The following is a 21,088-nucleotide window of genomic DNA, read 5'->3' as shown; positions in this document are numbered from 1 at the left end:
GACGATATCTAGTAAAATTCTTGGGAAATTCACTGAATACTGACCGCCGTAGCCTTTTTCATTCCACGGCGGTTTTTTCATGGAGCAGCTGCCAGAGCGGTTGCCCAGATTCCCGGAGACAACAACGTGATGCACGAAAAACCGGCCCCGCTGGCCGAGCAGGAAATCTCCCGCGAAGTGCTGCTGGAAAAATACGCCAAGGGCGACGAGCAAAACGTCGCTGACGTGCGTCGCCGGGTGGCGGCGGCACTGGCCGGGCAGGAGCAGGAACCGTCGCGCCATGCCGAATCGTTCTACTGGGCGATGGAACAGGGCTTCATCCCGGGCGGGCGGATCAATTCCGCTGCCGGTACCGAGCTGTCGGCCACCCTGATCAACTGCTTCGTGCAGCCCGTGGGTGATTCGGTCAGCGAAACCCGCGACGGCAAGGTCGGCATTTACGAAGCCTTGTTGCAGGCCGCCGAAACCATGCGCCGTGGCGGCGGCGTGGGCTACAACTTCACCCGCATCCGCCCGAAGGGTGCGCGGGTGAAGGGCACCAACAGCCGGGCCTCCGGCCCGGTGTCGTACATGCGCGTATTCGACCGCAGCTGCGAGACCGTCGAGTCCGCCGGCGCCCGTCGTGGTGCCCAGATGGGCGTGCTCGACTGCGATCACCCGGACATCGAATCCTTCATCCATGCCAAGGATGCCGGCGACCTGCGCAACTTCAACATTTCGGTCGGCGTCAGCGATGCCTTCATGCAGGCAGTCGAGGCTGACGGCAGCTGGGAGCTGGTGCACAAGGAAGAGCCGGACCGCAAGGAATTTCCGGATGCCTGCCAGCGGGCCGACGGCAAGTGGGTCTACCGTGCCGTGCGCGCACGCGACCTGTGGAACCAGATCATGGAATCGACCTATGACCATGCCGAGCCGGGCGTGCTGTTCATGTCGAAGATCAACCGTGACAACAACCTGTCGTACTGCGAAGTGATCGAGTCGACCAATCCGTGTGGCGAACAGCCGCTGCCGGATTACGGCTGCTGCGACCTGGGTTCGATCAACCTGACCCGTTTCGTGCGCGATCCGTTCACCGCCAAGGCCGGCTTTGACTTTGCCACCTTCGACAAGGTGGTGCGACAGTCGGTGCGCATGCTTGACAATGTGCTTGACCTGACCGTGTGGCCGCTGCCGGAACAGCAGCGCGAAGCCCAGTCCAAGCGCCGGATCGGCCTCGGCTTTACCGGTCTTGGTGACGCGCTGATCATGCTCACCATCAAGTACAGCTCTGATGCCGGTCGTGCCTTTGCCGCCCGGGTGTCCGAAGCCATGCGTAACTCCGCCTACGACGCCTCGGTGGATCTGGCCATTGAAAAGGGCGCCTTCCCGCTCTTTGATGCCGACCAGTACCTGGCCGAGCCGCATTGCGCCAGCCGCCTGCCCAAGGAAATCAAGGCCCGCATCAAGAAGCACGGCATCCGCAACTCGCACCTGCTGTCGATCGCACCGACCGGCACCATTTCGCTGGCGTTTGCCGACAATGCCAGCAACGGCATCGAGCCGCCGTTCAGCTGGTTCTATACCCGCAAGAAGCGCATGGCCGACGGTACCCAGCAGGAATACCGCGTCGAGGACCACGCCTACCGTGTTTACCGCGAGCTGGGTGGCGATGTCTCCAGCCTGCCGGATTACTTCGTATCGGCACTGGAAATGAGCGCGCTTGACCACATGAGCATGGTCGCTGCCGTGGCACCGTTCATCGATACCGCCATTTCCAAAACCGTCAACGTGCCGGCTGACTATCCGTTTGCCGACTTCGAAAGCCTGTATATCGAAGCCTGGCGTGCCGGCCTGAAGGGCATTACCACCTATCGTCCGAACAGCGTGCTGGGCTCGGTGCTGAGTGTGGAGCCGACCAGGGAAACCCCGGCCGACCTGCCGCCGTCCGATGATCCGGACCGCCGCATTGCGCTCAACAAGACTCCGGAACCGGCACTGGCCTCGCTCAAGTGGCCCAACCGCCCCAAGATCAAGGGCGGCAACCCGGGCTGGACCTACATGGTGGAAAACCCTTCCGGTGATTTCGCCGTGTTTGTGGGCCACATTCAGAACGGTCATGCCACTCCGTTTGAAGTGTGGGTAAATGGTGCCGAACAGCCGCGTGGTCTGGGTGCCGTTGCCAAAACGCTGTCGATGGACATGCGCTCGATGGACCGCGCCTGGCTCAAGGCCAAGCTCGAAGCACTGGCCAAGACCCACGACGACAAACGCTACGTGCTGGAACTGGGCAACGACACCATCCGTGCCACCAGTGCCTCGTCGGTACTGGCTCAGGTGGTACGCCACCGTGTCGAGGAACTGGGTGCTTTCGGTGCGGCCGAAGGCGAAGCCACCCCGGTGATGGACGCGCTGTTTGCCCGCAAGGAGCCGAAGTCCGGCGTGGACGGCACCATGAGCTGGTCGGTCGACGTGGTCAACCCGGCCACCGGCGACGATTTCGTGCTGTTCCTGAAAGAGCTGGTATTGCCGACCGGACAGCGCCGCCCGTTCTCGATGTGGCTGGCTGGCAGCTATCCGCGCGAGCTGGACGGCTTGTGCAAGATGCTGTCGCTGGACATGCGCGTCATCGATCCGGCCTGGATCGGCATGAAGCTGCGCAAGCTGCTGTCTTACGCCGAACCGCAGGGTGATTTCTTTGCCCGCATTCCGGGGAGCGAAAAATCGCAAAGCTGGCCGTCCACCGTGGCCTACATCGCCCGTCTGGTCATCCACCGCTTTGCCATGCTGGGCGTCCTCAACGAGGACGGCTTCCCGCTGGAAGAAATGGGCGTGATGGTGCCGGAGCAGGGTGAGCTGTTCGATGCCGTGACCACGCAGGCACCGGCGCCGACCTCGGGCCGCAAGTGCCCGGAATGCGGCAATCACGCCGTGATCAAGAAGGACGGCTGCGAATTCTGCACGGCCTGCGGACATATCGGCAGCTGCGGCTGAGTCTCGGCCGGGATGACCTCCACGGTGTAACCTGCCTGTGCCCGGGTGTCTGACATGCCGGAGCCAGGCAGCCGGAACGGCTTTCCATCTTGGAAAGCCGTTTTTGTTTGCAGACAAGATGCAGGGCTTCTGTCGACGATCCGGCCGCCAGCATTGCATCCGGGGCCTGTGATTTGCATGGTGCGTGAGCCGGATGTCAGGGCAGAGGCAGGCATCAGGGGCATTGCCATGTACAGGGGCATGCGTCATGCCTGCAACGGCAACCGGTACGATGGCCTGTGTTTCTTTTCCATCGGCCCTGCAGGCCGAGAATCCGGCAACAACAGCGGCCGGGCTCCGCAAAAAGCCTAAAAAAACAGGCTGCCACAAGGCAGCCTGTCGGGATCAGGGCAAAGGTGTTTCAGTCACCTTCGACCGGAGCATCTACCCGGCCGGGCAGGATCAGGTTCAGCCCCAGTGCGACCAGCGAACTGACCGTAATGCCCGAGCCGAACACTTCCTTGACGAAAGACGGCAGCTTCGACAGCAGTTCGGGGCGCACGGTCACGGCCATGCCACAGCCGATGGCAACGGCGATGATTACGCCATTACGTTTGGTTTGCGACACCCGGCCCAGCATTTCCACGCCGGCCACGATGATCATGGCGAACATCATCAGCCCGGCTCCGCCGAGTACCGGCTGGGGAATGGTGACGATCAGTGCGCCAAAGACCGGGAACAGGCCGGCCAGTACCAGCAGCACGCCAGTCAGCGCCACCACGTAGCGGCTGGCCACGCCGGTCAGCGAGACCACGCCGATGTTCTGGGCAAACGACGAGAACGGCGTGGTCGACATGACTGCCGCACAAGCCGAACCAAGGCCGTCACACAGGATGCCGGCCGACATCTGCTTGCCACCGACCTTGACCTTGGTCGCCTGGCCGAGAGCCAGGAAGTTGCCCGTGGATTCGACGATGGTGACGAGGTAGGCAATCGACATGCCGATGATGCCGGCGATCGGGAAGCTCATGCCAAAGTGCATGGGGGAGGGGACGGCAAAAACATCGGCCTGCCTGACCGGGCCGAAATCGATCAGTCCGAAGGCCAGGCACACCAGATAACCGACAAACATGCCGATCACGATGGCGGCGGCCGCCACGATGCCGCGGCCGAACTGCACCAGTCCGATGACCAGTACCAGCACGAAGAGGGCAATGCCCAGATTGGTCGGCGAGGCGTAGTCAGGCGATCCGACCTGTCCACCGGCAAACCAGTCGACGGCTACCGGAATCAGTGACAGGCCGATCATGGAAACGACCGTACCGGTAACGACCGGCGGAAACAGCTTGCGGATCTGCGGCATGAAAAAACTGCCGATGATCATGACGACCGATCCGACCAGTGACGAGCCCAGGATGCCGGCCACACCTTGTTCAAAGCCGATGGCAATGGCTGCGGCCACAAACGTGAAGCTGGTACCCATCACGCAGGGCAGGCGGATGCCGATCGGCCCGACCCCGCGGCACTGAACGATGGTGACGGCACCCGATACCATCAGTGCGGCATTGACGAGTGCCACCACGTCGGCTGTCGGCAGTTTGAGGACGCCGCCTACAACGAGCGGGACGGCGATGATGCCGCCCAGGGCTGCCAGCAAATGCTGGATGGCCAGAAGCAGCGAGGTGGCAAACGGAGGCCGGTCTTCGACCTGATACAAAAGCTGTTCCACTTTGGATTTCCGGAAGGGTTGGCGGAATCAGGCCGGCAAGGCCCGCGCGCAAGGCGCGCATGATTCATGTTTGGCACGGGCAAGTCAAACGCAAACGGCATGAAATGGCGACTGCGTGCGCAACAAGCATTTGTTCTGCCATGAGTTATTGGCCAGGTATCGCGCCTGTACCGACCGAAAGCTAGAATGGCGGCTCATTTCAACGTCAATACAGGTCGTACGCATGACTCATTTCGAAAACGCCAGTATCCAGAAAACGGCCAATGTCTATTTTGATGGCAAATGCATCAGCCATAATCTGACCCTGCCGGACGGCAGTCGCAAGTCCGTGGGCGTGATCCTGCCGGCCACGCTGGAGTTCAATACCGGTGCGCCGGAAATCATGGAGGTGCTGGCTGGCCAGTGCCGCGTGACGCTGGCAGATGCGCCGGCAAGCCAGACCTACGAAGCAGGCCAGTCATTCAATGTGCCGGGTAACAGCCACTTCACGATTGAAGTGACTGACACACTGCATTACGTCTGCCATTTCGGTTGATTTCGCCATGAGGGGCCGCCAGGCGGCCCCGGCCACGGTGCCGGCCATCCGGGCGGCAAGAAGAGGCTTACCGCGTGTGTCCACGTCGGAAGAGCGGATGTACACAAGGACCGGGCCCGTGCTGGCGGCAGCCAGTCCGTAGCTGTGGAGCGGGTCATCCGGAGTGTGCCACGTATCCGGCTCCGCCTCCCCGCCTTGCAGGATGTGCACTGTCAGTGCATTCCTTGATACCGGCCTGACGGCCTTGGTGTAGCCATTGTGCCGGAGGCCGGCTGAAACCGCCCGTCGCGGAGTGTATTGGATCATCCCGTCGGGCAGTTCAGCCAATCCTGCCTTTCAGCGTGGAATTCCCCGCCAGAACGCAATGGCTGCAGCTGCCCAGCCCCCCAGCATCAGGGTGCCTCCGGCAGGAGTGACCATGCCCAGCCACAAAGGCCCGCCCAGTGCCAGCAGGTACAGGGTGCCGCAAAAAATGACGGTACCGGCGAACAGCAGCACTGAGGCCAGTGCCATGCCCCGCCGGATGACGGCGCCGATGGCAATCAGGCCGACAGCGTGGATGAACTGGTACTGTACGGCCGTATTCCACCAGCCCAGCGCCCGGGCATCAAAACCAGGAGCCAGTGCATGGGCACCAAATGCCCCCAGTGCCACCCCCAGCAGCATGAGGACGGCACCGGAAAACTGGGTCATTCGCATTGTTCTATCTCCTTGTTGTTTCCTGATGTCAGGATAATTCAGCCAAGACCGTTGCATGGGTGGAAATTACAAATGCAAACTGGATAAAAAGTCTTGCAGATTGCACAATTGTTGCATAACAAGTCGTCTACAACGGGGGAGAGAATCAATGGATACCTTTGTCAGAATCTATGACTTTATCGAGCGGACATTCTGGTTCACGCTGTCCCGCAAATTATCCAGCCTGTTGATCATTGCCCTGCTTGAACTGGGCTTTGTGTACCTGATCTGGCATGCCGGACAGGAACTGGCGGCACTCGGTTCCCGGATAAACGATCCGGTCCTGCAGCAGTCGATCCAGGGCATCCTGGACCAGGCTCTGGTGTGGGCGGGAATGCTGTGGGGTATCTCGCTGGTCATGATCATTGGCATGGTTCTGTACCTGCGTTACCTGATCGTCCGGCCGATCCGCATCATTACCGGCATTTTCCAGGACATCGGACAGGGCGTCGGCGACCTGTCGCGCAGCATCCCTACCTCTACCCACGATGAAATCCGCCAGCTTTCCGAGTCTTACAACCTGTTTGTGGCCAAACTGCGCCAGATCATCAACCAGGTACGGCTGATGACCGTCCGCATTGCCATGGAGTCAGCGCGTACCCTGCAAAACGTCAATACCTCCTGCGAAAATGCCCAGAAGCAGGGGGAGCTGGCCCGTGAAGTGACCGATGCCAGCCAGCAGAATACGGACGGCATCAATTCGGTTTCAGTGCAGACGCAGCAGATCGCCAGCAACACGCATACCAATCTCGACATGGCCCGTTCGACCCGTAACGAGCTGGCCGAAGTAGAAGGGCGCATCAGCCAGGTCGGCCACCGCATCCAAGCATTCAACCAGACCGTCGGCGAACTGAACCAGCGGTCCGCCTCCATCCAGCAGATCGTCTCCCTGATCAAGGACATTTCCGAGCAGACCAATCTTCTGGCCCTGAATGCCGCCATCGAAGCTGCACGAGCCGGCGAATCCGGGCGTGGCTTTGCCGTCGTGGCCGACGAAGTGCGCAAGCTGGCCGAACGGGTCCGCGGTGCTACCGACGAAATCTCCGGCAACATCGACAGCATGCTCAAGCTCGTAGCCACCACGCAGAGCGAAACCTACGCCATCAATGCCGATACCCAGTACGCCACCCAGGTAGTCGGTACGACCTCGCAGCGTTTTACCGGACTGGTAAACGATTTTGAGCAGACTTCCAGTGCACTGGCTGCCATTGCCGATTCGGTCCAGACTTTTGCCGGGCACAATGTGCAGGTCAACGCCAATGTCGGCGAAATCCGCACCCTCTCTACCGAAGTCCAGGACCGGCTGGCACAGTCAGCCGACGTATCGCGCTCGCTGGCCGAAACCGCCGAGCAAGTACAGGGGCTAGTCAGCCGCTTCACCCTGGGGGAAGGGGAGTTTGACCAGATCATCGCCCGCGCCCGGCATTACCGTGACCAATGCCAGTCTCGTCTGGTCGAGCTGGTTGAAGCAGGTGTCGAGCTCTTTGACCAGCGCTATCAGCCGGTACCCGACACTCATCCGCAAAAATACCGTACCGGATACGACGACAAGATCCCGGAGCGCCTGCAACCCCTTTACGACAAGCTGGTCCAGGAAACTTCTGGCGGCCGTTTCGCCCTGCTGGTGGATACCAATGGCTATGCTCCCAGCCACAACAGCTATTATTCGCGCCCGCTGACCGGCAATCCGAAAACCGACTTGCAGCAGAGCCGTGACAAGCGCATTTTCAATGACCCTGCCGGCCTCAAGGCGGCCAGAAACGACACGCCGTTCCTGTTGCAGACCTATGTCCGCGACACCGGTGAAATCCTGTCGGAAATCAGTTTGCCGATCATGGTCAAGGGTCGCCACTGGGGCGCCTTGCGCCTGGGGTTTGATGCTGCCAGGTTGCTGGCATCGGGCAATCTGTCTGACGGAAGTGCGCCCGGCTTGTAGCAAACTGCCCAAGCCACGACAATCTGCATTCGCTTCAATACCTGACAGGATGGACCATGCTCCGACTTCGCCCCCTTGCCGCCTTCATGCTGGCGATTCCGTTGCTGGCCTGCGCGGCCGGGACTGCTGACAACACCGACAGCGTACGGCAGGCATTCGAGAAAAAATTTCCGCAGAGGCAGGTGCAGGCCGTGCGGGCTACGCCGGTAACCGGCATTTACGAAATCGTGCTGCCGGACCGGCAGGTTGTCTATGCCGATGCCAAGGTCAAACACCTGTTTGTCGGAGACCTGATTGATGTTGATGCCCGCCAGAGCCTGACCGAAGCTCGTGTGGCCGAACTCTCCAAAGTTGACTGGAAAAACCTGCCCCTCGACCTGGCTTTCAAGGAAGTGCGTGGCAATGGCAGCCGCAAGCTTGCCGTGTTTTCCGACCCGGACTGCCCGTTCTGCAAGCGGCTGGAACGCGACAGCCTCAAGGGTGTCGCCAACGTGACGATTTATACCTTCCTGTATCCGCTGACCTCACTGCATCCGGACGCCATGCACAAGTCGGCCCAGATCCTGTGCAGCAGCAATCCGCAGGTGGCCTGGTCTGACTTCATGCTCAATGACAAGCCCCTGGCCGGAGACGGCAAATGTGCCGCAGCCGACAAGCTGGCCTCCATCCAGCAACTGGCCGAAAAACTGGGCATCAGCGGCACACCTGCCCTAGTATTTCCCAATGGCCAGCTGGTCTCCGGCGCCATTCCCAAGGCAGACGTGGAAAAACTGCTCAACAGCAAGTAATGCCCGGTCGTCAGCAAGAAGAAAAGCCGTCGCTGTATGCGACGGCTTTTCTTTTGTGTGCATCAGATTCTGGTAGCGCCGGCCTGGTCATTTGGTGCAAGCCCGAGGGCCGCTCTGTTTCTCGCCGCAGATCATTGCCGCAGTGACTGAATGCAACTGTCTGCTCAAGTCCGTGCAATTACGCAACTGAAGCAGCAGTCCCGAGGTCTTTGAGCGGGCTTTGGCATGAAGCAGGAATTTGTCTGCGGCACCAAGGACAGCTCATACCCACAGAAACCGGCGTAACCCAACGTCTGAAGATCCGTCCAACCGGGAGGTACAGCCTGGCAACGCCCTGGTTGCATGCCGGCAAGCAAGCACGTCGTCTTGCATGGCAGCAGGTGATCGTGAGTGGCTGATGCTGCATTGGGATTCAGCCAGAAAGCGTACGGACCCACGAAGCCATGTCGGCAATGAAAACCGGAGGAGCATCCAGTCAGGTACTGTATCGCCGGTATTCATCATGGCCTCGGGACCGAGGAAATGGCCCTTTCCAGATCGTCTGCCGTGGTTCCGCATGAAGCCTGTCTGGCCGCAGCTATCTGGCCAGACTCCGGAGCCACAATGGCGGCCCCGGCGGCAGAGACCGGAATCAGGCGCTTTGCAGCAGCTCCCGCGCCCCGTCACGATCCCAGTCATGGCCGTGTACCTTGAGGTAAGCCACGCCTTCGCTGGCGATCACCACGGCTTCACGCACTCCTTGCAGGGCAGCTAGTGCCGTGGACAATCGGGAGGCATCTCCGTGCCAGCCGGCAGGCAGGGCCAGCAGCTCGGTCCGGACCGCCGGTGGTGGCGTCATGCTCATGGCCAGCCACAGCCAGATCACCATCAGCACGCAGGTAAAGGTGAACACGGCCGCGGCACCGCCCCAGCCATACAGGGCACCGCCCAGTACGCCACCGAGGAACAGGCCAAGGGATTGCGACGTGTTGTAGACGCCAATGGCTGTTCCTTTGGCTGCCGGAGGAGCAATTTTGGAAATCAGCGAAGGCAGGGTGGCTTCCAGGATATTGAAGGCAATGAAATACAGCCCCAGCAGTCCGACGATATGCCAGAAACTCGACAGGGAGGCCGCCATGCCCGCCTGGGCCAGCAGCATCAGCGCAATGGCAGCGACAAACACCCGCTTCAACTGGGCCTTTTTCTCGCCATAAATGATGGCTGGCACCATCAGGATGAATCCGACGACGGTGACCGGGAGATACACCTGCCAGTGATGGGCCTTGTCGAGATTGGCGCTCTGCATCAGGGCAAACGGGATGACGACAAACATGGCCATTTGCGCGGCGTGCAGGGCAAAAATACCGAAATTCAACCGCAGCAGGTCACGGTTTTTCAGCACGTCAGGCAGGCGGGCCGGATTGGCTTCGGCATCAGAGTGAAAGCGGCTGGTAGCCGGATCCGGAATGAAAAAACGCACGGCCAGCATCGCCAGCAGTGTCAGGACGGCGGTCAGGACGAAAATGCCCGGGACGCCGATCCAGTGGGTCAGCAAAGGGCCCAGTACCAGACTGGCTGCGAAGGTGGTGCCGATGGTCATGCCGATCATGGCCATCGCCTGGGTCCGGTTTTCTTCCCGGGTCAGGTCGGCGAGCAGGGCGGTAATGGCCGCTGAAATGGCTCCTGCACCTTGCAGGGTGCGTCCTAGGGTCAGCAGCCAGAGGTTGTCGGCCATTGCGGCAACCAGACTGCCGACAGCAAAAATGGCAAGGCCAAGATAAATGACCGGCTTGCGGCCGATACGGTCAGACCACATGCCGAAAGGCAATTGCAGGATCGCCTGGGTCAGGCCGTAACTGCCCAGTGCAAAGCCTACCAGTGCGGCATTGTGACCGCCCGGAAGGCTGCTGGCATAGAGAGAGAAGACAGGCAATACCAAAAACATGCCAAGCATGCGCAGACCGTACAAACCGGCAAGCCCGATGCTTGCACGCAATTCCAGTGACGTCATCGTAGATACAACCGAGGGTATGCAGAACAGGCGGGCTGCAATGCCAGCCTGGTGGATTGACATGATGACGCAGCCTGCCGGTCAGTCCGTGGGCTGGCGCGCCGTCGATTCGAGTCGGTATAGTAACAGGTTGCTTTGCCTTCCCGAGAGTCCCATGGACAGCATCCGCATTCGCGGCGCACGTACGCACAATCTCAAAAACGTCAATCTGGACTTGCCCCGTCACAAGTTGATCGTCATTACCGGCCTATCTGGTTCCGGCAAATCCTCTCTGGCATTCGATACCCTCTATGCCGAAGGCCAACGGCGCTATGTCGAATCCCTGTCAGCGTATGCCCGGCAGTTTTTGCAACTGATGGAGAAACCGGACGTCGACCTGATCGAGGGCTTGAGCCCGGCCATTTCGATCGAACAGAAGGCCACCAGCCACAATCCGCGTTCGACCGTCGGCACGGTGACTGAAATCCACGATTACCTGCGCCTGCTGTTCGCCCGGGTCGGCACACCATATTGCCCCGAGCATCACCAGCCACTGGAGAGCCAGACCGTCAGCCAGATGGTCGATCATGTGCTGGCGTTGCCGGAAGATACCCGCCTGATGATCTTGGCTCCGTTGGTCGTCGGCCGGAAAGGCGAACAGGCAGAGCTGTTTGACGACCTGCGGGCTCAGGGATTCGTGCGGGTGCGGGTGGATGGCGAAGTGCTGGAAATCGATGCAGTTCCCAAACTGGACAAGAACCGCAAGCACACGGTTGAAGTGGTGGTGGACCGCCTGAAAATCCGCCCGGACGTCAAGCAACGGCTGGCCGAATCGTTTGAGACTGCGCTGCGGCATGCCGACGGGCGTGCCATCGCCGTGGAAATGGACAGCGGGAAAGAGCACTGGTTTTCGGCCAGGTTTGCCTGTCCGGTGTGCAGCTACAGCCTGCCGGAACTGGAGCCCCGGCTTTTTTCCTTCAACAACCCGATGGGGGCCTGCTCGAAGTGTGACGGTCTGGGACAGATCACCTTTTTCGATCCCAAACGGGTAGTAGCCCATCCGGAACTCAGCCTGGCCTCTGGCGCCATCAAGGGCTGGGACAAGCGCAACCAGTTTTATTTCCAGATGCTGCAAAGCCTGGCGCAGTTTTACGGATTCGAAATCGACCTGCCGTTTGAACTGCTGCCGGAAAAAGTGCGCCATGTGGTACTGCACGGCTCCGGACGAGAGGCCATCCCCTTCGTTTATACCAACGAGCGCGGGCACAAGGTGACGCGCGAGCATCCGTTCGAAGGCATCATCCCGAACCTGGAGCGGCGCTATCGTGAAACCGACTCGGCCACGGTGCGCGAGGAACTGGCGAAATACCAGAACAACCAGCCTTGCCCTCATTGCCACGGCACCCGCCTGCGCAAAGAGGCCCGGTTTGTCCAGGTAGCCGACAAGACCCTGCCGGAACTGAACGTCTGGCCCCTGCGCAAAACACTGGCCTGGTTCGAGCAGCTGTCGTTTACCGGGCAGAAGCAGGCGGTGGCTGAGAAAATCGTCAAGGAAATCCATGACCGGCTGGGCTTTCTCAACAATGTCGGGCTGGACTACCTGTCGCTGGACCGTTCTGCCGACACCCTGTCCGGCGGCGAGGCGCAGCGCATCCGCCTGGCAAGCCAGATCGGCTCGGGCCTGACCGGGGTGATGTACGTACTGGATGAACCCTCCATCGGCCTGCACCAGCGCGACAACGACCGTCTGCTGGCTACCCTGATGAAGCTGCGCGATCTGGGCAATAGCGTGATCGTGGTCGAGCACGATGAGGACGCCATCCGGGCGGCTGATTTCCTGGTCGACATGGGGCCGGGGGCCGGGGAGCATGGTGGCGAGGTACTGGTGGCCGGAACACCGGCCGAAGTGGCCAGCTGCCCTCGTTCCATTACCGGGCAGTACCTGTCAGGAAGCAAGGGCATTGCCATCCCGGCCGAGCGCCGGGCGCTGGACCCGGAGCGGGTGTTGCGGCTCAAAGGGGCGCATGGCAATAACCTCAAGGATGTGACGCTGGAATTGCCGGTTGGCCTGCTGACCTGCATTACCGGTGTGTCCGGCTCGGGCAAGTCGACGCTGATCAACGATACCTTGTATGCCGTAGCGGCCCGTGAACTGAATGGTTCATCGATCGAGCCGGCACCCTATGCGGAAATTGAAGGGCTGGATTTCTTCGACAAGGTGATCAACGTCGACCAGAGCCCGATCGGCCGGACTCCGCGCTCCAATCCGGCCACGTATACCGGACTGTTTACTCCAATCCGCGAGCTGTTTGCCGGGGTGCCGGTGTCGCGCGAGCGTGGTTATGGACCGGGCCGGTTCAGTTTCAACGTCAAGGGAGGGCGTTGCGAGGCATGTCAGGGCGATGGTGTCATCAAGGTTGAAATGCATTTCCTGCCGGATATTTATGTGCCGTGCGATGTTTGCCATGGGCATCGCTACAACCGCGAAACGCTTGAAGTGCAATACAAGGGCAAGAACATCCGTGACATTCTGGAAATGACGGTTGAACAGGCGCTGGAATTTTTCAATGCCGTACCGTCCATTGCCCGGAAGCTGCAGACCCTGATGGATGTCGGGCTGGGTTATATCCGCCTCGGGCAGAGTGCCACGACCTTGTCCGGCGGTGAGGCGCAGCGGGTCAAGCTGGCGCTGGAACTGTCCAAGCGCGATACCGGCCGTACGCTGTACATCCTGGATGAGCCCACAACGGGGCTGCATTTCCATGACATTGATCTACTGTTGAAAGTACTGCAGCGCCTGCGAGAGCACGGTAATACAGTCGTGGTGATCGAGCACAATCTTGACGTGATCAAAACGGCAGACTGGCTGATCGACCTCGGTCCTGAAGGAGGAGAAGGCGGCGGCCGCATCATCGCCGCAGGCACTCCGGAAATGCTGGCCAGTCATCCGGCCAGCTTTACCGGTCATTACCTGAAAAAGCAGCTGGACTCACAACGATAACAATCATGCCAAAGCTCACCGTAATCGATCATATTCATGTCTGGGTCAAGGACCGTGCTGCCTCCGCAGCCTGGTACCAGCGCATTCTGGGGCTGATACCTGAAGCACGGTTTGCGGCGTGGGCAGAGAAACAGGAGGGTCCGCTGACCCTGAGCAATTCCAGCAATACGGTACGGATTGCCCTTTTCGAGAAGCTGGATGCGCAGGCATCGCATGCCGTCATTGCTTTTTCCGTAGCCGGACCGGATTTTCTGGCCTGGATCGACAAACTGGCCGGCGAGCGGGTGCAGGCCGTTGATGGCCGTTTTCTTGCCCGGGACTGCATTCGCGATCACAAGCAGGCATGGTCTTTCTATTTTGTCGATCCGGATGGCAATCCATTCGAAATCACCAGCTATGACTACTCGTGGCTGGCGGCAAAGCTGCGGAACTGATTGCCGGGCTGTCTGACAAACGAGTGTTTAATTGCGATAATCGGGCCGCCTGAATCAGGCGGCCCGATCGTATTTGTCTATCCCGCTTGACACTTCCATCATTAAAACGTAAGTTTCAAACAACTGTTTGGATTGAGCATGAACGAACTACCCCAAGACGCCGAGACCTCACCGGATCAAACCAGCATGAATACCAGCCGGGCAGACACCGCCACACGCATCCTTGACGTAGCAGAGCGCCTGTTTGTCGAGCATGGCTTCGAGGCGACCTCCTTGCGGATGATTACCCAGCAGGCAGAAGTCAATCTGGCTGCCGTGAACTACCACTTCGGCTCGAAGGATGCATTGCTGCAACAGGCCGTCATCCGTCGCTTGGCTCCATGGAATCGTCGTTGCATTGAAGAGCTGGATGCGCTCGAAGTCTCCGGCGAAGTCCTGACTGTCGAAAATCTGGTTCAGGGATTTGTTCGCCCTTCGTTGGCCTTGTCGAAAGATCCCAGCCGGGGCGGAGCACTGTTTGTGCGCTTGCTGTCACGTACATTCATCGAAAACCACAAAATGCTGCGCGAAGCCATTCCGGCAGAACACAGCGAATTTGTTGTCAGGTACAGCCGGGCGTTTGCTCGGGTCTTACCCCATCTGAGCCAGGAAGAACTGGCCTGGCGTCTGCACTTCAGCTTCAGCCTGATGTTCAATGCCTTTGCCGGCAATGATGTGCTCAAGGTGTTCATCAAGAAGCCGCAATATGTGTCTGCCCGGGACCCCGAGACAGTTGCACGACATCTGTTGCCTTATGTGATTGCCGGCTTGACGGCATCAGTCTCGAATCATCTGTAACCACATGAATAAAATGGTCATTTTTCTTGCCGTGTGTTGCTAATAGCCAACAAAAAGGTCGGATTTACAATATATAAAACGGCTGTTTGAAATATTTGCTCGACATCAGATGTCGGCCGCAAATCCCGATGCTAATATCATCACAGGCCGGTCTCAAACGATCGTTTGCCTATAAAACAAACAGCCAATTAGTCCGTCTGGAAAAGAGGAACACATGAAGATCAAGAATCTGAGCTTGGCCATTGCTCTGATGGGGGGGATTCCTGGAGTCGCACTGGCGTCGGGTTACCACTTCGGTTCACAAAGCGTGTCGGCACAAGGAACGGCATTTGCCAGTGCTGCTGAAGCCGATGACGCTTCCACCATTTTCTACAATCCGGCTGGCATGTCGCGCCTGAAGGGCAACAACTTTTCCGGCGGCCTGACCGTGGTAATTCCGAATTCGGACTACACGGACAAAGGTTCGGTCAACTTCCTGAATCGTCCCACCGGTGGTGATAACGGTGGTACTTTTGCTCCGAGCGCAGTTGTGGCTCCTTCCATGTACCTGACCCACCAGATCAATGACCAGTTTACGGCCGGCATTGGCATGTTTGTGCCGTTCGGTGCCTCGCTGGACTATGGCAGCGGTTGGGCCGGTCGTTATGGCATTACCAAAATCGACCTGATGACGATCAACATCAATCCGTCAATCTCGTTCAAGCTCAATGAACATCACAGCTTCGGTTTTGGCATTTCAGCCCAGTATATGAATGCCGAGCTGGATAAAGCTTCTGATGCCATTTCAGGCCTGATTATGGCTGGAACTCCATCAATCAATCCAGGAGCAACTGCTGCACAACAGCAAGTTGCTGGTTTGGCACGTGCAGGTCTGATTTCCGGTGATGGCAGCATCAAAATCAAGGGTACAGACTGGGGGTATGGTTTTAATTTGGGCTACATGTTTACACTGGATGAAAATACCCGGTTTGGCATTGCCTACAGATCAGCAATTTCTCAAAAATTGCGTGGTTATGCTGACTGGAGTTTTGATGGAATGAGCTTTACCGGTCCAGCTGCTGCTGCCAAGCCTGGCGTACTGGCTACACTGAATAAAAAACACCCGGACTCTGATGCGAGTGTTGATGTAAAAACACCAGAGTCCTTGTCGGTTAATGGCTTTCATCAGATCAATGACAAATGGGCGGTCATGGCGGATGTGACGTGGACACGTCACTCCCAGATGCAGAACATTGATGTCAATTTCAACACCCCAGGTGAGGGCGATTTCGTTGTGCGCCAGAATTGGCGCAATACCTACAAAGTATCCGTAGGGGCCAATTACAAATACAACGATGCCTTGATGCTTCGGGGCGGCATTGCCTACGACCAGTCACCTGTCAGCGATGAAAGCCTGCGTCACCCGGCCTTGCCTGACAGTAATCGTTGGCTGTTTTCGTTGGGCGGCAATTACAAGTTTACCAAACTTGACTCGCTGGACTTTGCTTACACCTACATCGATTTTGCCAATGCCAACTTGAACTACAAGGATTCGTGCAACCCGTTGGGCATGAATGCAAGCGGATTGTGCACCGGCAATGGCGAAAACACCAAAGGCCAGTACAAAACCAATATCCACATGCTGGGTGTCCAGTACAACCGTGCCTTCTAATTTGATGTCAATTTAGAGGCGTGGAATAACGGGGCCGGAAAAACCGGCTCCATTGAAAACTCCCCCGGTGATACATCTGCAATACGTTGTCGCCGGTTGTCTACATCAGTCTGTCTGCAACCAGAGGAAACCATGTCTCAGTCCAAGTTCATCGTTCGCAAGGTAGCCGTGCTCGGTGCCGGGGTGATGGGCGCGCAGATTGCCGCTCACCTCGTCAACGCTAAAGTGCCGACTGTTCTCTTCGACTTGGCCGCAAAAGAAGGCGATAAAAGCACCATTGCCAAAAAGGCCATTGAGGGGCTCAAAAAACTGAAGCCGTCCCCCTTGGCAGGCAAGGACCGGGCCGATTTCATCACACCGGCCAATTACGACGAACATCTGTCGTTGCTCAAAGAGTGCGACATCGTTATTGAAGCCATTGCCGAACGGATGGACTGGAAAGCAGACCTTTATGCCAGGGTCGCCCCGTTTCTGGGTGAGCACACCATTTTTGCCACCAATACTTCCGGCCTGAGCATCAACCAGTTGGCTGAATCCTGCCCGGCAGACGCCCGTAGCCGTTTCTGTGGCGTGCACTTCTTCAATCCTCCGCGCTACATGCACCTTGTGGAAATCATCCCGTGCGTGACCAGTAATGCGGAGATGCTCGACAACCTTGAGCGTTTCCTGGTGACGACCCTCGGCAAGGGTGTGATCCGTGCCAAGGACACCCCGAACTTTGTAGCCAACCGTGTCGGCGTGTTCTCCATGCTGGCGACCATCGCCAATGCCGAAAAATACGGCGTCCGCTTCGATGTGGTTGATGACCTGACCGGCCCGCGTCTGGGCCGTCCGAAATCGGCCACTTTCCGTACCGCCGACGTGGTGGGACTGGACACTTTCGCCCATGTGGTCAAAACCATGCAGGACACCCTGCCGGAAGATCCGTGGCACCCGTTGTTCAAAACTCCTGACTGGCTGGCCAGACTGATTGCTGATGGCGCCCTGGGACAAAAAACCAGACGTGGCATTTACAAGAAAGAAGGCAAGCAAACCTTCGTGCTGGACCCGCTCAAGGGTGAGTATGTCGAAGGTGGCCAAAAGGGCGACGAAGCCGTCAAGGCCATCCTCAAAGAAGCTGATCCGGCGGTCAAGTTCAAAAAACTGCGTGAAAGCCAGCATCCCCAGGCCCAATTCCTGTGGGCCTGCTTCCGCGATGTTTTCCATTACATCAGCTACCACCTGGCCGATATCGCCGACAATGCCCGCGACCTCGACCTGGCCATCCGCTGGGGCTTCGGCTGGTCCACCGGACCGTTTGAAACCTGGCAATCCGCTGGCTGGCAACAAGTGGCCAAATGGCTCGAGCAAGACATCGAAGCCGGACAGGCCATGGGCAAAGCAGCCCTGCCGGCCTGGGTGACCGATTCCAACCGCGTCGGCGTGCATTTCAATGAAGGCTCGTACAGCGCCGCGGCCAATACACTGGTTCCGCGTTCCACGCTGGATGTGTACAAGCGTCAGCTGTCGCCGGCCCGTGTGCTGGGTGAAAAAGCCCCTTCTCTGGGTGAAACCGTTTTTGAAAACGAAGGTGTACGCGCCCTGACTTCGGGTGACGGCGTGCTGGTCGTATCGTTCAAGAGCAAGGCCCACGCTATTGGCCCGGCCGTCATCGAAGGTCTGAACAAGGCCATCGATATTGCCGAGGACCATTACAAGGCACTGGTGATCTGGCAGACCGAAGAGCCGTTCTCGGTTGGTGCCGATCTGCAATCGATGATGCCGGCATTCATGATGGGTGACTGGGACGCCATCGATGCCACCGTGCGCAAGTTCCAGGATACCTCCATGCGGCTGAAATACAGTCAGATCCCGGTGGTGGTTGCAACCCAAGGCTACGCATTCGGCGGCGGCTGCGAATTCGTCATGCACAGCGACAAGGTTGTGGCAGCCCTGGAGACCTACATCGGTCTGGTGGAAGTCGGCGTCGGCCTGCTGCCGGGCGGGGGTGGTTGCAAGGAGTTTGCCCTGCGTGCCGCACAAGAGGCCAAGGGCGACGTGCTGGCCGCGCTGAAGGACTACTTCATGGCCATTGCCACCGCCAAGGTTGGTACCAGCGCCATCGAAGGCCAGGAAATCGGCTTTATCCGCAAGACCGATACCGTGGTTTTCAACGCCTACGAGCTGTTGTACGTGGCCAAGCAGGAAGCGATCGCTTTAGCCGAAGCCGGCTACCGTCCGCCGCTGAAGGTCAAGGCCTTCCCGGTCGCAGGGCGCGCCGGTGCCGCATCGATCAAGGGTTCGCTCGTCAACATGCTGGAAGGCAACTTCATAAGCAAGCACGACTTCACCATCGCCGGCCTGATTGCTGACGTGATGACCGGTGGTGATGTCGATGCAGGGGCCATGGTGGACGAACAGTGGATCCTCGACCTTGAGCGCAAGGGCTTCATGCAACTACTGAAGAACCCGCTCACCCAGGCGCGCATTGCCAACATGCTGACCACCGGCAAACCGCTGCGCAACTGATCACAAGTCACAAGACAACGCGGATCCGGGCCGTACGAACCGCCCGGATCGCCAGGAAGCATTTGGAGAGAGTGGAAATGACCAAGCAGATTCAGGAAGCCTATATCGTCGCCACGACCCGTACCCCGGTCGGCAAGGCGCCGCGCGGCATGATGCGCAACGTGCGTCCGGACGACATGCTCGCTCATGTCATCAAGGGTGCACTGGCGCAAGTGCCGGGCCTTGATGTCAATCTGATCAATGACGTAGTGGTGGGTTGTGCCTTCCCCGAAGCCGAGCAAGGCCTCAACATGGCCCGTATCGGCGTGCTGCTCGCCGGCTTGCCGGATACCGTGGGCGGCATCACCATCAACCGTTACTGCTCGTCGGGCATCAATGCCGTGCAGATCGCCGCTGATCGTATCCGCATGGGTGAAGCCGACGTGGTGATCGCCGCCGGTTCGGAATCGATGTCGATGGTGCCGATGATGGGCAACAAGGTGTCGCTCAACCCGGAAGTATTTGCCAGTGACGAGAACTATGCCATTGCCTACGGCATGGGCCTGACGGCCGAAAAGGTGGCCCAGCAATGGAAGGTGTCGCGCGAAGATCAGGATGCGTTTGCAGTTGAATCGCATCGTCGTGCGTTGGCAGCCATCGAAGGCGGCAAGTTTGCGGCCGAAATCACCCCGCTGGACGTGACCTACCGCGTGCCGAACCTCAAGACCGGCGAAGTGGACTACGTCAAGAAAACCCTGACGACCGACGAAGGTCCGCGTGCCGGCACCACCATGGAAGGCCTCGCTAAGCTCAAGACCGTGTTTGATGCCAAAGGCAGTGTTACTGCCGGCAACAGCTCGCAAATGTCCGATGGCGCCGGTGCAGTGGTACTGGTCAGTGAAAAGGTCCTCAAGCAGTTCGGCCTGACCCCGCTGGCCCGCTATGTCAGCTTTGCCGTCAAGGGCGTGCCGCCGGCCATCATGGGTATTGGTCCGAAGGTAGCCATTCCCGCCGCACTGGAAAACGCCGGCATTGCCCAGAGTGACATCAAGTGGATGGAGCTCAACGAAGCCTTTGCTGCCCAAGCACTGGCTGTCATGCGTGATCTGGAGCTTGACCCCTCCGTGGTCAACCCGAACGGTGGCGCCATTGCGCTGGGCCACCCGCTGGGTGCCACCGGCGCCATCCGGACGGCGACGCTGGTACACGGCATGCGCCAGGCCGGACAGAAGGGGTATGGCATGGTGACCATGTGCATCGGCACCGGCATGGGAGCTGCCGGCATTATCGAAGTCCTGTAACCGGAAACAGGGCAGCCTCTGCTGCCTTGACAGGAACAGGCCCGGTATCCGGGCCTGTTTTCATGAAAGGTATTGCATCTTTTTGGCAGCCTTTCATTCAGCCAGATAATCCGGGCACGTCTTCCTTGATGGGTGCCGTGTGAACACAAGACTGCGGCAATAGATCGACAGTCTGGAGCAGGACACTCAGCCCACGGACTCTCAAGGGCAACATGACTGGAACAGGCATGAAAAAAGCCGGCGAAATCCTTTCGCCGGCCTTGTCATTCTGGCAGATCAGTCATGCCTGACAATGCAATGTCAGACCCTCGCTGTCCTGTATGACAACCTGGACCGCGATGCCTTCCACCAGGCTTTGAGGCACGGTACAGAATGGCAAGAAACCAGCCAGAAGCGGCTGGATGTCTGGAAGGTCTGTGGCCCGCTTGCCAAGCCGGGCGGTAATGGCAACAGACTGTATCCGTTGCCGTCCCTGGGGATTACGACCCAGCTGGCAGATTACTTCGGCTGACAATTGGCCGGCATCACGATTGGCCTTGTTGAGGGCAAATACCAGACTGGCCAGCAGGCACTGGCCTGCGGCTGCTCCCAGGAGCTGTGACGGGGTTGGCCCGGAAGAATCACCGGCATAGCCCGCCAGCAGTGCCGGAATACTGGCACTGAAATCCACCAGGAACCGGTAATCGCCTTGCTGGGTCAGATGCACCTTGAGCGGGGTCGGATTGTCCATGCC

At 58.8% G+C, this 21,088-nt stretch carries 14 protein-coding genes; 10 read left to right on the top strand and 4 right to left on the bottom strand.

Features of this window, described 5'->3' with window-relative positions; translation table 11 throughout:
* The first annotated feature begins 129 nt into the window (after positions 1–129).
* Positions 130–2,970, top strand: coding sequence for an adenosylcobalamin-dependent ribonucleoside-diphosphate reductase (locus G542_RS0109540; protein ID WP_034985483.1), 2,841 nt, complete (start codon positions 130–132; stop codon positions 2,968–2,970).
* 400 nt (positions 2,971–3,370) lie between these two features.
* Here G542_RS0109540 and G542_RS0109530 read toward each other — a convergent pair whose 3' ends face one another.
* A complete protein-coding gene (locus G542_RS0109530) occupies positions 3,371–4,678 on the bottom strand; it encodes a nucleobase:cation symporter-2 family protein (protein ID WP_012697071.1) in 1,308 nt (435 codons plus the stop codon).
* Between the two features lie 223 nt (positions 4,679–4,901).
* Between G542_RS0109530 and ppnP the strand changes: the two genes are divergently transcribed.
* Complete coding sequence (ppnP, locus tag G542_RS0109525; RefSeq protein WP_012697072.1) at positions 4,902–5,213, top strand: pyrimidine/purine nucleoside phosphorylase; 312 nt, start codon at positions 4,902–4,904, stop codon at positions 5,211–5,213.
* 336 nt (positions 5,214–5,549) lie between these two features.
* Here the strand turns inward: ppnP and G542_RS0109520 are convergent, their stop codons facing one another.
* On the bottom strand, positions 5,550–5,906 hold the full coding sequence (locus G542_RS0109520) for a DUF423 domain-containing protein (protein ID WP_027823975.1): 357 nt from the start codon (positions 5,904–5,906) through the stop codon (positions 5,550–5,552).
* A gap of 154 nt (positions 5,907–6,060) precedes the next feature.
* On the opposite strand from G542_RS0109520, the gene G542_RS0109515 reads away from it, so the two are divergent.
* Together G542_RS0109515 and G542_RS0109510 are read left to right on the top strand one after the other, a co-directional pair.
* Complete coding sequence (locus tag G542_RS0109515) at positions 6,061–7,887, top strand: methyl-accepting chemotaxis protein (protein ID WP_027823974.1); 1,827 nt, start codon at positions 6,061–6,063, stop codon at positions 7,885–7,887.
* Between the two features lie 56 nt (positions 7,888–7,943).
* Positions 7,944–8,675 (top strand): DsbC family protein, encoded by a 732-nt coding sequence (locus G542_RS0109510; RefSeq protein WP_012697075.1) that lies wholly within the window; start codon positions 7,944–7,946, stop codon positions 8,673–8,675.
* A 631-nt stretch (positions 8,676–9,306) separates the two neighbouring features.
* Here the strand turns inward: G542_RS0109510 and G542_RS0109505 are convergent.
* Positions 9,307–10,665 carry an MFS transporter gene (locus G542_RS0109505; protein ID WP_012697076.1) on the bottom strand — a complete coding sequence of 453 codons (1,359 nt, stop codon included), beginning with the start codon at positions 10,663–10,665 and terminating at the stop codon, positions 9,307–9,309.
* A gap of 154 nt (positions 10,666–10,819) precedes the next feature.
* Here G542_RS0109505 and uvrA point away from each other — a divergent pair, with 154 nt between their 5' ends.
* From uvrA to G542_RS0109475, 6 genes are all read left to right on the top strand, one after another.
* Positions 10,820–13,645 carry an excinuclease ABC subunit UvrA gene (gene uvrA, locus G542_RS0109500; RefSeq protein ID WP_012697077.1) on the top strand — a complete coding sequence of 942 codons (2,826 nt, stop codon included), beginning with the start codon at positions 10,820–10,822 and terminating at the stop codon, positions 13,643–13,645.
* A 5-nt stretch (positions 13,646–13,650) separates the two neighbouring features.
* Positions 13,651–14,079 carry a VOC family protein gene (locus G542_RS0109495; RefSeq protein ID WP_012697078.1) on the top strand — a complete coding sequence of 143 codons (429 nt, stop codon included), beginning with the start codon at positions 13,651–13,653 and terminating at the stop codon, positions 14,077–14,079.
* A 138-nt stretch (positions 14,080–14,217) separates the two neighbouring features.
* Positions 14,218–14,916, top strand: coding sequence for a TetR/AcrR family transcriptional regulator (locus tag G542_RS0109490; protein WP_012697079.1), 699 nt, complete (start codon positions 14,218–14,220; stop codon positions 14,914–14,916).
* A gap of 214 nt (positions 14,917–15,130) precedes the next feature.
* A complete protein-coding gene (locus tag G542_RS0109485; RefSeq protein WP_012697080.1) occupies positions 15,131–16,567 on the top strand; it encodes an OmpP1/FadL family transporter in 1,437 nt (478 codons plus the stop codon).
* Between the two features lie 132 nt (positions 16,568–16,699).
* Positions 16,700–19,075, top strand: coding sequence for a 3-hydroxyacyl-CoA dehydrogenase NAD-binding domain-containing protein (locus G542_RS0109480; RefSeq protein WP_012697081.1), 2,376 nt, complete (start codon positions 16,700–16,702; stop codon positions 19,073–19,075).
* 77 nt (positions 19,076–19,152) lie between these two features.
* Complete coding sequence (locus tag G542_RS0109475) at positions 19,153–20,355, top strand: acetyl-CoA C-acyltransferase (RefSeq protein ID WP_012697082.1); 1,203 nt, start codon at positions 19,153–19,155, stop codon at positions 20,353–20,355.
* Positions 20,356–20,635: 280 nt separating this feature from the next.
* Here G542_RS0109475 and G542_RS0109470 read toward each other — a convergent pair whose 3' ends face one another.
* Entirely contained in the window at positions 20,636–21,085 is a 450-nt protein-coding gene (locus G542_RS0109470; RefSeq protein ID WP_012697084.1) for an OsmC family protein, read from the bottom strand.
* Between the last annotated feature and the right edge of the window lie 3 nt (positions 21,086–21,088).

Origin of the sequence: Laribacter hongkongensis DSM 14985 (assembly GCF_000423285.1) — a bacterium.
Lineage (GTDB): Bacteria > Pseudomonadota > Gammaproteobacteria > Burkholderiales > Aquaspirillaceae > Laribacter > Laribacter hongkongensis.
This window is presented reverse-complemented; position numbering and strand designations above follow the sequence as displayed.